Annotated in this window: 12 protein-coding genes; 5 read left to right on the top strand and 7 right to left on the bottom strand. The window is 69.2% G+C overall.

What is annotated here, in order from left to right:
- Positions 1-210: 210 nt before the first annotated feature.
- A complete protein-coding gene (locus ABZX11_RS41995; RefSeq protein WP_354924050.1) occupies positions 211-1,332 on the top strand; it encodes a PA containing protein in 1,122 nt (373 codons plus the stop codon).
- Between the two features lie 95 nt (positions 1,333-1,427).
- Here ABZX11_RS41995 and ABZX11_RS41990 read toward each other — a convergent pair whose 3' ends face one another.
- The 7 genes from ABZX11_RS41990 to ABZX11_RS41960 all read right to left on the bottom strand — a co-directional run bounded on the left by ABZX11_RS41990 (position 1,428) and on the right by ABZX11_RS41960 (position 10,558).
- Positions 1,428-2,711 (bottom strand): thymidine phosphorylase, encoded by a 1,284-nt coding sequence (locus ABZX11_RS41990; RefSeq protein ID WP_354924048.1) that lies wholly within the window; start codon positions 2,709-2,711, stop codon positions 1,428-1,430.
- Positions 2,708-3,097 carry a cytidine deaminase gene (locus tag ABZX11_RS41985; RefSeq protein WP_176173152.1) on the bottom strand — a complete coding sequence of 130 codons (390 nt, stop codon included), beginning with the start codon at positions 3,095-3,097 and terminating at the stop codon, positions 2,708-2,710. The genes ABZX11_RS41990 and ABZX11_RS41985 overlap by 4 nt, the downstream gene beginning before the upstream one ends.
- Complete coding sequence (locus ABZX11_RS41980; RefSeq protein WP_176177954.1) at positions 3,098-4,330, bottom strand: ABC transporter permease; 1,233 nt, start codon at positions 4,328-4,330, stop codon at positions 3,098-3,100.
- Positions 4,331-4,362: 32 nt separating this feature from the next.
- Positions 4,363-5,454 carry an ABC transporter permease gene (locus ABZX11_RS41975; RefSeq protein WP_176173153.1) on the bottom strand — a complete coding sequence of 364 codons (1,092 nt, stop codon included), beginning with the start codon at positions 5,452-5,454 and terminating at the stop codon, positions 4,363-4,365.
- Positions 5,451-7,022, bottom strand: coding sequence for an ABC transporter ATP-binding protein (locus ABZX11_RS41970; RefSeq protein ID WP_354924045.1), 1,572 nt, complete (start codon positions 7,020-7,022; stop codon positions 5,451-5,453). The genes ABZX11_RS41975 and ABZX11_RS41970 overlap by 4 nt, the downstream gene beginning before the upstream one ends.
- Positions 7,023-7,102: 80 nt before the next feature.
- Positions 7,103-8,245 carry a BMP family ABC transporter substrate-binding protein gene (locus tag ABZX11_RS41965; RefSeq protein ID WP_176173155.1) on the bottom strand — a complete coding sequence of 381 codons (1,143 nt, stop codon included), beginning with the start codon at positions 8,243-8,245 and terminating at the stop codon, positions 7,103-7,105.
- A 321-nt stretch (positions 8,246-8,566) separates the two neighbouring features.
- Positions 8,567-10,558 carry an NPCBM/NEW2 domain-containing protein gene (locus ABZX11_RS41960; RefSeq protein ID WP_354924043.1) on the bottom strand — a complete coding sequence of 664 codons (1,992 nt, stop codon included), beginning with the start codon at positions 10,556-10,558 and terminating at the stop codon, positions 8,567-8,569.
- A gap of 394 nt (positions 10,559-10,952) precedes the next feature.
- Between ABZX11_RS41960 and sdhC the strand changes: the two genes are divergently transcribed.
- From sdhC to ABZX11_RS41940, 4 genes are read left to right on the top strand one after another with little or no spacing between them, the layout of a single operon-like run.
- A complete protein-coding gene (gene sdhC, locus ABZX11_RS41955; protein ID WP_063749389.1) occupies positions 10,953-11,396 on the top strand; it encodes a succinate dehydrogenase, cytochrome b556 subunit in 444 nt (147 codons plus the stop codon).
- Between the two features lies 1 nt (position 11,397).
- Entirely contained in the window at positions 11,398-11,811 is a 414-nt protein-coding gene (locus ABZX11_RS41950; RefSeq protein ID WP_176173156.1) for a succinate dehydrogenase hydrophobic membrane anchor subunit, read from the top strand.
- Between the two features lie 19 nt (positions 11,812-11,830).
- Positions 11,831-13,585: a succinate dehydrogenase flavoprotein subunit gene (sdhA, locus tag ABZX11_RS41945; protein WP_354924042.1), complete on the top strand. Its 1,755-nt coding sequence runs from the start codon at positions 11,831-11,833 to the stop codon at positions 13,583-13,585.
- Positions 13,585-14,355, top strand: coding sequence for a succinate dehydrogenase iron-sulfur subunit (locus ABZX11_RS41940; protein ID WP_176173158.1), 771 nt, complete (start codon positions 13,585-13,587; stop codon positions 14,353-14,355). The genes sdhA and ABZX11_RS41940 overlap by 1 nt, the downstream gene beginning before the upstream one ends.
- The last annotated feature ends 237 nt before the right edge of the window (positions 14,356-14,592 follow it).

Below are 14,592 nucleotides of genomic sequence, written 5' to 3'. Positions count from 1 at the left end.
CCAACGGTAACCTCGTTGTCATTCCCCTACATGGCCGTAACTCTCAGGCTCGGGCTAACCCTCAGCGTTGAGGATCATGTCCCGAATCGGCCATCCGGGGGCTGCCTCCGCAATAGCCTCTTCACGGGGGCCATACAGACAGCAATTTTTCCAATCGATAAGCTTCGTGGCACGTCCCTCCATTTCCCCGCCGACGAAGGACACACAGCAGTGACCACTGACAACCACATTGCCGCCCCGTCCTTCGACCGGATGCGCAACATGCTGGTGCGCGCGGCCGAAGTGCGTGAGAGCGAGCAGCAGCAGATCTTCGACGCGCTCGACGACATCTACGCCCGCCTCGCGCCGGTCGACTCGCTGGGCGCCGTCCGCAAGCGGCTGTCCGAGATGCCCGACCGCACCGAGGTCAGCGTCCTCGCCGAGCGCCTCGACGAGACGATGTCCCGCCTCGAGGCCCAGGACGCGGCGATCGCCGCCCTGACCCGCGCGGTCGAGAGCATCGTCGACAAGCTCGCCAAGCCCTTCGCGCAGCTCGACGGCCGCCTCGACGGCGTCGCCGCGCGCTTCGAGGGCGTCGCCGGCCGGATGGACGGGCTCGAGGACAAGCTCCAGAACATCCACCGGCGGCTCGACGAGCTGGGCGGCCACCTCGACAAGCAGGACGCGAAGCTCGACTCGATCCCGCAGTCGGTGCACGGCCCGGTCCGCGAGCGGATCGAGCAGACCGAGGCGACGCTGCGCGAGCGCATCGACTCCACCGACCACGAGCTGCGCGGCAAGGTCGACGAGCTCAGCCGCGTCACGCAGGAGCGCGTCGGCGAGCTGGGCCGCACCACGCACGAGCGGATCGACGCCAACACCGAGGCGCTCAAGGTGGCGCTGACCGAGACCGGCGAGATGATCGACGCGTCCGACCGGCTGGAGAACCTGGGCAACCGGCTCGAAACGGTCACCACCCGCCTCGACGACCTGGCCTCCCGCCTCGACAAGGTGGAGGACGGCTTCCTCTCCGGCATCGGCGACCTCGACGGCGCGCTCAAGGCCGGGCTGTCGAAGGTCGAAGGCACGCTGTCCAAGCAGCCGGACACCGACTCGGTGGACTCGCTGGTCCGCAAGAGCAACGACGAGAGCGTCCGCCGCATCGGCGGCCAGCTCGACGAGGCGATGGCGACGTTCGCGGAGCTGATGCTCGGCGGCGGCCCGGCGGTCCAGCAGATCGCCCCGCCCCCGCCGGCCCCGCGCCAGCCGCGCCGCAGCTCCCGCAACGGCCGCGCGCCCAAGCCGGCCGACGGCAAGGCCAAGGCCGAAGGTGCGGAAGAAGCAGCGGAGTAAGGCTCACGCATGAAGAAGGCCCCGCCGGGATCCCGGCGGGGCCTTTCTCATGCTTCAGATGTCACTCGGACGGGTGATCATCTTCGCGACAAGCATCACACCTCGGCGCGGATGGTGTCCACGACGATCGGGCCCGGCTCGGGTGCCGAGTCCGCGATCGAGAACCCGCCTTCGAGGGCGGCCAGGGCCGCGGGGACCGCGTCCGGTGTGTCCGTGTGCAGCTCCAGGAGCGGGTCACCGGCCGAGACCCGGTCGCCCGGCTTCGCCAGGCACAGGATGCCCGCCGCCGCTTGGACCGGGTCCTCCTTGCGGGCCCGGCCCGCGCCCAGCCGCCACGCCGCGACACCCACCGCGTACGCGTCCAGCGAAGCCAGCACCCCCGACGCAGGCGCCGACACGACGTGTACGTGGGCAGGCGTGGGCAGCGCCGCCGAAGGGTCGCCGCCCTGGGCGGAGATCATCCGGCACCAGACCTCGTACGCCTTGCCGGAAGCCAGCACCGGCTCCGGGTCCACGTCGAGACCGGCGAGGGCCAGCATCTCCCGCGCCAAGGCGAGAGTCAGCGCCACCACGTCCGCCGGCCCGCTGCCCTGGAGCACGTCGACCGACTCCGCGACCTCCACCGCGTTGCCGACCGCCCGCCCCAGCGGGACGTTCATGTCGGTGAGCAACGCCGTCGTCGGGACGCCGTGGTCCGCGCCGATCGAGGTCAACGCGGAAGCCAGCGAACGCGCCTGGTCGAGCGTCTTCATGAACGCACCCGACCCGAACTTCACGTCCAGCACCAAACCGGACGCGCCCTCCGCGATCTTCTTGCTCATGATCGAGCTCGCGATCAGCGGGATCGACTCCACCGTCGAGGTGACGTCCCGCAGCGCGTACAGCTTCTTGTCCGCCGGCGCCAGCCCGTCCGTCGCCGCGCAGACCACCGCGCCGACGTCTTCCAGCTGCCTGGCAATCTCCGAAGTGGACAGTGCGGCCCGCCAGCCGGGGATCGACTCCAGCTTGTCGAGCGTCCCACCCGTGTGGCCGAGCCCGCGCCCGGACAGCTGCGGCACCGCCGCCCCGCACGCCGCCACCAGGGGCGCCAGCGGCAGCGTGATCTTGTCGCCGACCCCGCCCGTCGAGTGCTTGTCGACCGTGGGCCGGGAAACGGACAGCGAAAGCCGTTCCCCCGACGCGATCATCGCGTGCGTCCACCGCGAGATCTCCGCCGAAGTCATCCCGTTCAGGAAGATCGCCATGGCCAGCGCCGACATCTGCTCTTCGGCCACGACCCCGCGCGTGTACGCGTCGACGACCCAGTCGATCTGCTCGTCGGAGAGCGACCCGCCGTCCCGCTTCGCCCGGATGACGTCGACCGCCGCGAACGCGCTCACGGCAGGTCGTCCGGGCCGAACGCGTCCGGCAGGACGTCGGACATCGGCAGGATCCCGCTCGGCGTGTCCACCAGGCACGAAGACCCGCCCAGCTCGAACAGGATCTGGCGGCACCGCCCGCACGGCATCAGCAGGTCACCGGCACCCGAACGGCAGGCCACGGCGACCAGCCGGCCGCCACCGGACAGCCGCAGCTGCCCGGCCATCGTGCACTCGGCGCACAGCCCGAGCCCGTAGGACGCGTTTTCGACGTTGCACCCGGTCACCACCCGGCCGTCGTCGACGATTCCCGCGACCCCCACGTGCAGCCCCGAATAAGGCGCGTACGCGTGGGAAGCCGCCTCGATCGCCCGGGAGCGCAGCGCGTCCCAATCCACAGTAGACACTCAGTCCTCACCCCGTCGGTACGGCTGGCCGTCGGCCTTCGGCGGCCGCAGCCGCTGCGAAGCCACCGCCAGCACGATCAGCGTCACGAAGTGCGCGGTGTACGGGATCAGGTCCGACGGCAGCGTGTCGTTGGACCAGTAGATCGCGTACAGCACACCCGCGCCGAGCACGCCGAGGCCGGCCGCGATCCACTGGCGGCGGAACAGCTGCACGACGACGATCACGGCGACCAGGATCACCGCGCCGTACAGCAGCGCCAGCACCGCTTCGCCACCGCCGGCCAGCTGCAGGCCGTCCGCGTAGCCGAACAGCGCCGCGCCGCCGAGCAGGCCGCCCGGCCGCCAGTTGCCGAAGATCATCGCCGCCAGGCCGATGTACCCGCGGCCGTTCGTCTGGTTCTCCAGGTAGTCCGCGCCGCCGCGCAGCAGCACCAGCGAAGCGCCACCCATGCCGGCGAACGCGCCGGAGATGATCACGGCCACGTACTTGTGCAAGTAGACGTTGACGCCGAGGGACTCGGCCGCCACCGGGTTCTCGCCGCAGGAACGCAACCGCAGGCCGAACCGGGTCTTCCAGAGGATCCAGAAGCTGACCGGCACCAGGACGATCGCGAGCATCGTCAGCGGCGCCACCTCGGTGACCAGGCCACGCAGGATGCCGGCGACGTCGGAAATCCCGACGCGCTGCTGCTTCTCCAGGTCGCCCAGCCAGTCCGAAAGGAACGTCGCCGAGTACGTGTCGAACTTCGGCACCACCGGCGACTGCCGCGGGTTGCCGGAGATCGGCGCGAAGATCAGGTTCGCCAGGTACTTCGTGATGCCAAGGCCGAGCAGGTTGATCGCGACACCGGAGACGATGTGGTTGACGTTGAACGTCACCGTCGCGACCGCGTGCAGCAGCCCGCCCAGCGCGCCGAACACGATCGCGGCGATCAGGCCGGCCCAGACGCCACCGTTGTAGGAACCCCAGGCGGCGCCCCAGGTCCCGAGGATCATCATGCCCTCGAGGCCGATGTTGACCACGCCCGCGCGCTCGGCCCAGAGGCCGCCCAGCGCGCAGAGCAGGATCGGCAGCGCCAGGCGCAGGGCCGTCGAAGCGGTGTTCGACGACGTCAGCGCGGAGACACCGGTGGAGTACGACGCCGTCGAGATGACGGCGATGGCGATGACGGCCCAGATGACCCCGCGCAGCCAGCCGGGGACCCGGCCCCGGCGGCGGCGCTGCACCGGCATGGTCGAGCCGGATTCGGGAGCGACGTCGGTGATCACACCGCACCCCCTTCGGCGACCGAGGAACCCTTGCGGGCGGCGAGCGCGCGGCCCACCCTCCGTTGTTCGGCCGCGAGGTCGGCCCGGCGCACGATCTCGTACGCCACGACGACCGACAGCACGATGATGCCCTGCATGATCGTCGCGATCTCCTTGGACACGTTGATCTGCTCCAGCGACACCGCGGAGGTGTCGAGGAACGCCCACAGCAGCGCGCCGAGCGCGATGCCGCCGGGGTGGTTGCGGCCGAGCAGCGCGACCGCGATGCCGGTGAAGCCGTACATCTGGGTCGCGGTGATGCCGTAGCTGTAGTCGCGGCCGAGCAGCTCCGGCATCGCGACCAGGCCGGCGACGGCACCGGAGAGCAGCATCGCGATCAGCGTCATCTTCTTGGCGTTGACGCCACCCGCGGCGGCCGCGGTGGTCGACTCGCCGGACGCCTTGAGCTCGAAGCCGAACCGCGTGCGGTTGAGCATGAACCAGTAGGCCCCGCCGACGATCGCGGCGATGAACACGAACCCGAACAGCGTGCCCGAGCCGAGCGGGATGCCCGGGATCCGGCCCGACGGCTCGATCACCCGGGTGCCGATGTTGTTGCCGGTCTGCACGCCGAACTGGTCGGCGTTGATCAGGAACGCGATGATCCCGGCGACGATCGCGTTGAGCATGATCGTCGAGATGACCTCGCTGACCCCGCGGGTCACCTTGAGGACGGCCGGGATGGCCGCGTAGGTCATCCCCGCGACGACCGCGACCAGCAGGATCGCGATGACGTGGATGACCGGCGGCAGCTTCATCGCGCCACCGGCGATCGCGGCGACGACGGCGGCGAAGCGGTACTGGCCTTCGACACCGATGTTGAAGAGGTTCATCTGGAAGCCGATGGCGACCGCGAGCCCGGACAGGTAGTAGACCGTCGCCAGGTTCACGGTGTCGACCGCGGTCGAGCCCTTGAACATCTGGCCGATCATCGTCCCGTACGCCTGCAGCGGATCGGCGCCGGAGATGAGCAGCGCGATCGCCGACAGCAGGACGGCGAACACGATCGCCAGCAGCGGTGGCAGCAGTTTCGTGCGCCAGGAAGTCATTCTTCGTCACCTTCTCCGGCGCCGGTCATCGCCGAGCCCAGTTCCTGCGGCGTCACCGTGGCGGGGTCGGCCTCGCTGACGAGCCGCCCGCGCAGCATGACGCGGATCGTGTCGGACAGGCCGATCAGCTCGTCGAGGTCGGCGGAGATGAGCAGCACGGCGAGGCCGGCCGCGCGGGCCTGGCGGATGTTCTCCCAGATCAGCGCCTGCGCGCCGACGTCGACCCCGCGCGTGGGGTGCGACGCGATCAGCAGCACCGGGTTGCCCGACAGCTCGCGCCCGACGATCAGCTTCTGCTGGTTGCCGCCCGAGAGCGCCGCGGCCGGGACGTCGATGCCCGGGGTGCGGACGTCGTAGTCGCGGACGATCCGCTCGGTGTCGGCGCGGGCGCCGGCGATGTCGAGCAGCTGGCCCTTCGAGACCGGTTCGCGGGTCTGGTACCCGAGGATCCGGTTGACCCACAACGGTTGCGTGAGCAGCAGGCTGTGCCGGGTGCGGTCCTCGGCGATGTAGCCGATGCCGGCTTCCCGCCGCGCCAGCGTCCCGGTCTTGGTGAGGTCGCGGGCCTTGCCGTCGGCGTCGACCAGTTCGATCGTGCCGCCGGTCGCCTTGCGCATGCCCATGATCGTCTCGACGAGCTCGGTCTGGCCGTTGCCCTCGACGCCGGCGATGCCGAGCACCTCGCCCGCGCGCACGGTGAACGTGACGTCGTCGAGCGCGTTGCGGTCCGAGCCCTCGGAGCCCAGCGTCAGCCCGGACAGGCGCAGCACGGCGCGGTCGGTGACGGTGGACTCGCGGGTCTCCGGGCTGGGCAGCTCGGAGCCGACCATCATCTCCGCGAGCTGGCGGGAGGTGATGGTCTTCGGGTCGGCGGTGCCGACGGTGGTGCCGCGCCGGATCACCGTGACGGTGTCGGCGATCGCGCGGACCTCGTCGAGCTTGTGCGAGATGAAGAGGAACGTGTAGCCGCCGTCCTTCATCTCCCGCACGGTGTCGAAGAGCGCGTCGACCTCCTGCGGCACGAGCACGGCGGTCGGCTCGTCGAGGATGATGATCTTCGCCCCGCGGTAGAGCACCTTGACGATCTCGACGCGCTGGCGGTCGGCGACGCCGAGCTCCTCCAGCAGCGTCTCCGGCTTGGCGTGCAGGCCGGTGCGCTCGGCGAGCTCGGCCAGCCGCGCGCGGGCGGCGCGGCCGATGCCGTGCAGGCCCTCGGCGCCGAGGAAGACGTTCTCGCCGACGGTCAGGTTGTCGGCGAGCATGAAGTGCTGGTGCACCATGCCGATGCCGGCGCGGATGGCGTCCTGCGGGTTGCGCAGTTTCACCTCTTCGCCGTTGATCGCGATGGTGCCCTCGTCCGGCGGCTGCATGCCGTACAGGATCTTCATCAGGGTGGACTTGCCGGCGCCGTTCTCGCCACAGATGGCGTGCACCTCGCCGGCGGCGACGGTGAGGTTGACGTCGGAGTTGGCCACCACGCCGGGAAAGCGCTTGGTGATCCCGGTCAGCTGGACGGCGGGGGCGCCCCGGTCGGGGACGGCCTCGGCCGGGGCCTCGGCTGTGCTCATGGGCGGGAGAATTCCCTATCTCGTGTAAACGCGTGAGGGGCCCGGAGGAGAGTTCCTCCGAGCCCCGGACACGTCGTGAGCTACTTCTGCGGCTTGTCCGAAACGGTGATGGCACCCGAGATGATCTGGGCCTTGTAGCCGTCCAGAACATCCTTGATGTCGTCGACCTTGCCGCCGGAGGTGGCGTAGCCGACGCCGTCGACCTTGAGGTCGAACCGCTTCGGCAGGACGCTCAGGTCGCCCTTGGCGACGGCCTGCACGTAGTCGAACACCGCGACGTCGACGCGCTTGAGCATGGACGTGATGATGACGTCCTTGTCGGCCTCGACGGTCTTCTGGTTGTACTGGTCGGAGTCGACCCCGATGGCCAGCGCGTTGCCCGCCTTGGCGGCGTCGAACACGCCCTTACCCGAGGCGCCCGCGGCGTGGTAGACCACGTCCGCGCCCTTGGCGATCTCGGCCGCGGCCTTCGCGTTGCCCTTCGGCGGGTCCTGGAACCCGGAGAAGTCACCGGCCGGGGTCAGGTACTCGTCCTCGATCTTGATCTTGGACGAAACGGTCTTCGCGCCCTGCAGGAAGCCCGCCTCGAACTTCTGGATCAGCGGGGTGTTGACACCGCCGACGAAGCCGATGTGGCAGTTCTTGCTCTTGTACGCGGCGGCGACGCCGGCCAGGAACGAGCCCTGCTCCTCGGCGAAGACCAGCGGCGTCACGTTCGGCAGCTGGATCGAGTCGTCGTCGACGATGGCGAACTTGGTGTTCGGGTACTTGGCCGCGACGACCTTGACCGACGGCGCGTAGGCGAAGCCGACCGCGATGATCGGGTTCAGGCCCGAGGAGGCCATCTGGTCGAGGCGCTGCTGCTTGGCCGACTCGGCCTCGCTGGCGCTGGCGGTGCTCTCGCTGACCGTCGTCACGCCGAGGTCGGACTTCGCCTTGTCGGTGCCCGCGGCGGCGGCGTCGTTGAACGACGCGTCACCCCGGCCGCCGACGTCGAAGGCCAGGCCGATCTTCAGCTGGCTGCCGTCGACCTTGCCACCGGCCGCGGTCGAGCTGCTGGCGGCGGCGGGCGCCGCGGGCGGCTTCTGCGCGGTGACGCAGTCGGAACCGCCCGTCGAGGCCGCGGTGTTGTTCGAGCTGTTACCACCGCCGGAATCCTTGGCGCACCCGGCCAGGGTGAGCACCCCGGCCATGGCCGCGGCGGCCAGCGCGGTTCCACGCATGCGACGCAACGTGTGTCTCCCTCCCCGCTGATCCAGCGGATGGTCAAGGGCACGACCCGGCCCTACTGCCGGGTCGACCGCCAGACCGTACCCGCCGGACCGGAAGGCGCCATAGGAAAGGCACGCTACGTAACACAAACGTTTACTCACGAGTCGCGCGCGCGACGAATCGGACACCGAACGTGATCATCGGGCCGATCGAAAACGACTTTCGGCGGGTCGTTTCGCTTTGGGACGGCGAAAATGCCGTTTCGTGTCACTCAGTGTGCCGGGCTGACCGGTGAGTGGGCCAGCCCGGTCACTCTGTGAGATGACGATCATTCAGCCGCAGGTGAGCCGGGCGGCTGCCCAGTCGCTGCGGTCGTACGAGTTCCCGTCGCCGCCGTCGGTGACGACCAGCCGCAGGTACTGCGCCCCGTGCAGGTCCGCCGCCAGCGGCGTCGCCGGGTCCTGCCAGGTCCGCACCCCGGTCGAGGCGGCCTTCGCGGCGTCCGCGTAGACCTCGAACGTCGCCGAACCCTGCTTGTTCGTCGCCTCGCGCTCGTCGTCGACGCCGACGTCCGCGGTGAACGCCGTACAGCGTCCGCCCAGGTAGAAGACCACTTCGCTGGGCGCGTGCGCCCCGAGGCCCTTCGGGTACACCACGCCGTTGACGGTCAGCGGCTTGCCGTCGCCCGCCGGGATGCCGCCGTTGGACATGTCCCGCTCGACCGGCCCGTAGCCGTTCTTCTCCGCCGCCCAGCGCAGGTCACTGGCCCACGACGGCGCCGACGGCGGAGCCGCGGGCACCGTCAGCTGTTGTTCACCGGACCAGGTGACCGGCCCGAACCCGGCCGCGCGATAGGTGACACCGCCGTGCAGCACCGCCGTCGTGCCCTCGGTGCCGGACGGCGGGGTGACCCGCCACCGCCCCGAAGCCGTCTCGCCGGTCCCGAGCACGAGCTTCCGCGGCCGCGCGACCTGCTCGACGTGCCAGCCCGCGGGCGCGCTCAGCGTCACGCGCGGGTCGAACACCGGGACCCGGCCCTCGTCGGTGGCGGACACGGTCACCTCGAACGGCCGCCCGGCTGGCGTGATCTCGCCCGGGACGCCGGCCACCGGCGCGGCGACCTCGACCCCGGTGCTCACCAGCGGCGGGTTCCGCCACCACGCGCCGCCCGCGTGGACGCGGTAGACGGCCGTCGCGTGCGGCGGGACGACCGCGGCGATCCGGCCCGCCGTCTGCAGGTCGCGGTGGGCCCAGAGGTCGCGCGCGGTGTAGCCGACGGCGTTCGGCAGGCCGGCGGCGGCCGCGGTGGTGGCGATCGGCGCGCTGGACGTCGTCTCGTTGAACAGCGCGATCGCCACGTCGCCGTTTTCCAGGGGCTTGGCGAACACCCAGTGTCCGTCCTGGTTGGACAGCACGCGGGCCTGGACGCCGCGGCGGTCCTGGTCGAGCGCGATGACCTCGGCGTTGCGCAGGACGTCGAAGTTCGCCGGCGACACCTTGCGCAGGTCGGCGCCGATGAGCAGCGGGGCGGCCATCATCGCCCACAGCGAGAAGTGGGAGCGGTACTCCTCGGTCGTCATGCCGCCGTTGCCGACCTCGAGCATGTCGGGATCGTTCCAGTGCCCCGGACCGGCGTACGGCGCGAGCGGCGCGTTCGCCTTGAGGATCTGCAGCACCTTGGCCCAGTTGTCCTTGATGTCGCCGGTGGTCCGCCACAGGTGGCCGACGTCGGCGCCCCACGTCCACGGCTTGTTCTCGCCCCACTCGCAGAGCGAGTACACGATCGGGCGACCGGTCTTCAGCAGCGCGTCGCGCATCTTCGTGTAGCGCTCGAGCGCCGGGCGGCCCTGGTTGTTGCAGTTGTCGTACTTGAGGTAGTCGACCCCCCAGTCCGCGAACGTCTGCGCGTCGACGTCCTCGTGGTCGAGCGCGCCGGGCTGCGTCTTCGCGCAGGTCAGCGTGCCCGCGCTGGTGTAGATGCCGAACTTGAGGCCCTTCGCGTGGACGTAGTCGGCCAGCGCCTTGATGCCGCTCGGGAACCGGGCCTTGTTCGCTTGCATGCGCCCGTCGGCGTCGCGGGAGGGCTCGGCCCAGCAGTCGTCGACGTTGACGTACTCGTAGCCGGCGGCCTTCAGTCCTTTGTCGACGAAGATGTCGGCGGTGTCGCGGATGAGCTGCTCGTCCACGGCACAGCCGGTGGTGTTCCAGTTGTTGAAGCCCATCGGTGGTGTCAGCGCCAGTCCGCCGGGCAGTGCCCGCGCGGGCGTGACCGACACCACGGGCAGCAGCACCGCGACGGCGATCACCAGGCCGAGTCGTCGCACCAGAACGTCACCCCATCGTGAGAGATCCGATGTTTGCCCGAGCGACGCTAAAGACGGCGTCGGGGTTGGTCAATGACAGACCGGCATCACCAGCCTTTCGGCGTAGCGCATCAGATATCAGATCTCCTAGACGTCCGATCTCCGGTGAGCGGAACACGACTGGCCGCCGCGCCACCGAGTGCGCTGCGCCACACCGCCGGGTGGCGGCACGGGAGCGCCGGTGTCTGGTCCATCACAGAGGGGAACCCGGAGGTGAGCCGCGTTCCGGGTGCGGGTCTAGCATCCGATTCATCCAGGCTCGATGACGTTGATCTCGGCACAGCCGCCGTTCCCGCGGCGACAGCGGACCTCACGGCCACCGGGCGCACAGTCAGACGTTGGAGGCCGTTCACCGATGTCCACCACGGCGAGCCATGCCCCCGAGGCAGGGGCGAGCGATCGGGCGGGTGCCTCACGCCGGCAGGGGACCTTCTACCGGGGTGACCCCGGCATGTGGTCCTGGGTGCTGCACCGCATCACCGGCGTGCTCACATTCTTCTTCCTGTTCGTGCACGTGCTCGACACCGCGCTGGTGCGCGTGTCGCCGAACACGTACGACCAGGTCATCGAGACCTACAAGACGCCGATCGTGAACCTCCTGGAGGTCGGCCTGGTCGGCGCGGTGCTGTTCCACGCGCTCAACGGCATCCGCGTCATGCTGGTCGACTTCTGGTCGAAGGGGCCGAAGCTGCAGAAGGCGATGCTGTGGGTCATCGGCGTCGTCTGGGTCGTCGTGATGGTCCCCGGTGCGTTCTTCATGCTGAAGCGCACCGTCGAAACGCTCTTCGGGGGTAACTGACATGGCCGACCTCGCTCTCGCCAGCCCCCGCTCGCCGAAGCGCCCGGCCGCGCGCCGCAGCAACTTCGAGCTCTACAGCTGGCTGTTCATGCGGATCTCCGGCATGGCGCTGGTCATCCTGGTGCTCGGCCACCTGCTGATCATGAACATCCTCGACGGCGGCGTGCACCGGATCAACTGGGGCTTCGTCGCCGGCCGCTGGGCCTCGCCGTTCTGGCAGTTCTGGGACCTGGCCATGCTCTGGCTCGCCGAGATCCACGGCGGCAACGGCCTGCGCGTCATCATCGACGACTACGCCCGCAAGGACAGCACGCGGTTCTGGCTGAAGATCCTGCTCTACGTCTCGATGGTGCTCATCCTGGCCGTCGGCACGATGGTGATCTTCACGTTCGACCCGAACATGCCCGCGAACTGAAGCCACGGAGACTTTCCCCATGCAGTTCCACAAGTACGACGTGGTGATCGTCGGCGCCGGCGGCGCCGGCATGCGCGCGGCCATCGAGTCCGGCCAGCGCGCCCGCACCGCGGTCCTCACCAAGCTCTACCCGACCCGGTCCCACACCGGCGCGGCCCAGGGCGGCATGTGCGCCGCGCTGGCGAACGTCGAAGAGGACAACTGGGAGTGGCACACCTTCGACACGGTCAAGGGCGGCGACTACCTCGTCGACCAGGACGCCGCGGAGATCATGGCCAAGGAGGCCATCGACGCGGTGCTCGACCTGGAGAAGATGGGCCTGCCGTTCAACCGCACGCCCGAGGGCAAGATCGACCAGCGCCGCTTCGGCGGGCACACGCGTGACCACGGCAAGGCCGCGGTGCGCCGCGCCTGCTACGCCGCGGACCGCACCGGTCACATGATCCTGCAGACGCTCTACCAGAACTGCGTCAAGTACGGCACGGAGTTCTTCAACGAGTTCTACGTGCTCGACCTGATCCTGTCGGAGGACGACAACGGGAACCCGGTCGCTTCGGGTGTCGTCGCCTACGAGCTGGCCACCGGTGAGCTGCACGTCTTCCAGGCGAAGTCGATCGTGTTCGCCACCGGCGGCGCGGGCAAGATCTTCAAGACGACGTCGAACGCGCACACCCTCACCGGTGACGGCCTCGGCATCATCTTCCGCAAGGGCCTGCCGCTGGAGGACATGGAGTTCTTCCAGTTCCACCCGACCGGCCTCGCGGGCCTGGGCATCCTGATCTCGGAAGCCGTCCGCGGCGAGGGCGGGATCCTGCGCAACGCCTCCGGCGAGCGGTTCATGGAGCGCTACGCCCCCACCATCAAGGACCTCGCGCCGCGCGACATCGTGGCGCGCTCGATGGTGCAGGAAGTGCTGCAGGGCCGCGGGTGCGGCCCGAACAAGGACTACGTCGTCCTCGACGTCACGCACCTGCCGGTCGAGGTCCTCGAGACCAAGCTGCCGGACATCACCGAGTTCTCCCGCACCTACCTGGGCGTCGACCCGGTGAAGGAGCCGGTGCCGGTGTTCCCGACCTGCCACTACGTGATGGGCGGGATCCCGACCAACGTGCACGGCGAAGCGTTGCGGGACAACGAGAACGTCATCCCGGGTCTGTACGCGGCCGGCGAGGTCGCGTGCGTGTCCGTGCACGGTTCCAACCGCCTGGGCACGAACTCGCTGCTGGACATCAACGTGTTCGGCCGCCGCGCCGGTATCGCGGCCGCGGAGTACGCGCTGGCCCACGAGCACGTCGAGCTGCCTTCGGAGCCCACCAAGCTGGTCGAGGAGCAGCTGGCGGGCCTGCTGTCGGAGCACGGCGACGAGCGCGTCGCCGACATCCGCAAGGAAATGCAGCAGACGATGGACTCGCACGCGTCGGTGTACCGGACCGAGGACACGCTGAAGCAGGCGCTGACCGACGTCCAGGCGCTGAAGGAGCGGTACCAGCGGATCACGGTGGCGGACAAGGGCAAGCGGTACAACACCGACCTGCTCGAGGCCGTCGAGCTCGGCTTCCTGCTGGAGCTGGCCGAGGTCCTGGTCGTGGGCGCGCTGGCCCGCAAGGAGTCCCGCGGCGGCCACGCCCGCGAGGACTACCCGAACCGCGACGACACGAACTTCATGCGCCACACCATGGCCTACAAGCAGGGCTCTGGTCTGTCGTCCGACATCCGGCTGGACTACAAGCCGGTCACCTTCACCCGCTACGAGCCGATGGAGCGGAAGTACTGATGACTACGGCCACTGAATCTCCTGCGGCTTCTGTTTCGGACGAGCACACGCCGATCACGGTCACGCTGAAGATCCTCCGGTTCAACCCGGAGGTCGATTCGGAGCCGCACTGGGAGTCCTACGACGTCCCGGCCCAGCGCACGGACCGGCTGCTGAACCTGCTGTTCTACGTCAAGGACTACATCGACGGCACGTTCTCGTTCCGCCGCTCGTGCGCACACGGCGTGTGCGGGTCCGACGCGATGCAGATCAACGGCATCAACCGCCTGGCGTGCAAGGTCCTGATGAAGGACCTGCTGGAGAAGGACGGCAAGAAGACCACGATCACGATCGCCCCGATCAAGGGCCTGACGACGTTGAAGGACCTGTACGTCGACATGGACCCGTTCTTCGAGGCGTACCGGGCGATCAAGCCGTACCTGATCACGTACGGCAACGAGCCGACGCGCGAGCGCATCCAGTCCCAGGCGGACCGCGACCGGTTCGACGACACGACCAAGTGCATCCTCTGTGCGTGCTGCACTTCGTCGTGCCCGGTGTACTGGAACGACGGCTCGTACTTCGGCCCGGCGGCGATCGTGAACGCCCACCGGTTCATCTTCGACTCCCGGGACGAGGGAGCCGAAGAGCGGCTGGACATCCTGAACGACGGTGAGGGTGTCTGGCGGTGCCGGACGACGTTCAACTGCACGGATGCTTGCCCCCGTGGGATCCAGGTGACGAAGGCGATTCAGGAAGTGAAGCGGGCGCTGTTGTTCAAGCGCGTTTGAGTCAGGCCGAAAGGCCCTCCGGCGGGTTTCCGCCGGAGGGCCTTTTCTTTTGCGTTGATGGAACCGGCGGCCGAACGGACGGCGTGAACCGGCGGCCGAACCCACAACACCAACCGGCGGCCGGTAACGCAAGGCGACCAAACACCTCACCAGACCTCCCCCGCCCCTCATCCCTGCTATCTGTTCAGCCGCCGGGTGGGTTTGTCAAGGCACGCTTTCCCGCCTTGACAAACCCAC

It is taken from the genome of Amycolatopsis sp. NPDC004169 (genome assembly GCF_040610315.1).
Lineage (GTDB): Bacteria > Actinomycetota > Actinomycetes > Mycobacteriales > Pseudonocardiaceae > Amycolatopsis.
This window is presented reverse-complemented; position numbering and strand designations above follow the sequence as displayed.

Coding starts and splice junctions, on each gene's coding strand:
- ABZX11_RS41980 (WP_176177954.1), bottom strand. CDS start 4,330: ATGCCGGTGCAGCGCCGCCGCCGGGGCCGGGTCCCCGGCTGGCTGCGC.
- ABZX11_RS41975 (WP_176173153.1), bottom strand. CDS start 5,454: ATGACTTCCTGGCGCACGAAACTGCTGCCACCGCTGCTGGCGATCGTG.
- ABZX11_RS41970 (WP_354924045.1), bottom strand. CDS start 7,022: ATGAGCACAGCCGAGGCCCCGGCCGAGGCCGTCCCCGACCGGGGCGCC.
- ABZX11_RS41965 (WP_176173155.1), bottom strand. CDS start 8,245: ATGCGTGGAACCGCGCTGGCCGCCGCGGCCATGGCCGGGGTGCTCACC.
- sdhC (WP_063749389.1), top strand. CDS start 10,953: ATGTCCACCACGGCGAGCCATGCCCCCGAGGCAGGGGCGAGCGATCGG.
- ABZX11_RS41950 (WP_176173156.1), top strand. CDS start 11,398: ATGGCCGACCTCGCTCTCGCCAGCCCCCGCTCGCCGAAGCGCCCGGCC.
- sdhA (WP_354924042.1), top strand. CDS start 11,831: ATGCAGTTCCACAAGTACGACGTGGTGATCGTCGGCGCCGGCGGCGCC.
- ABZX11_RS41940 (WP_176173158.1), top strand. CDS start 13,585: ATGACTACGGCCACTGAATCTCCTGCGGCTTCTGTTTCGGACGAGCAC.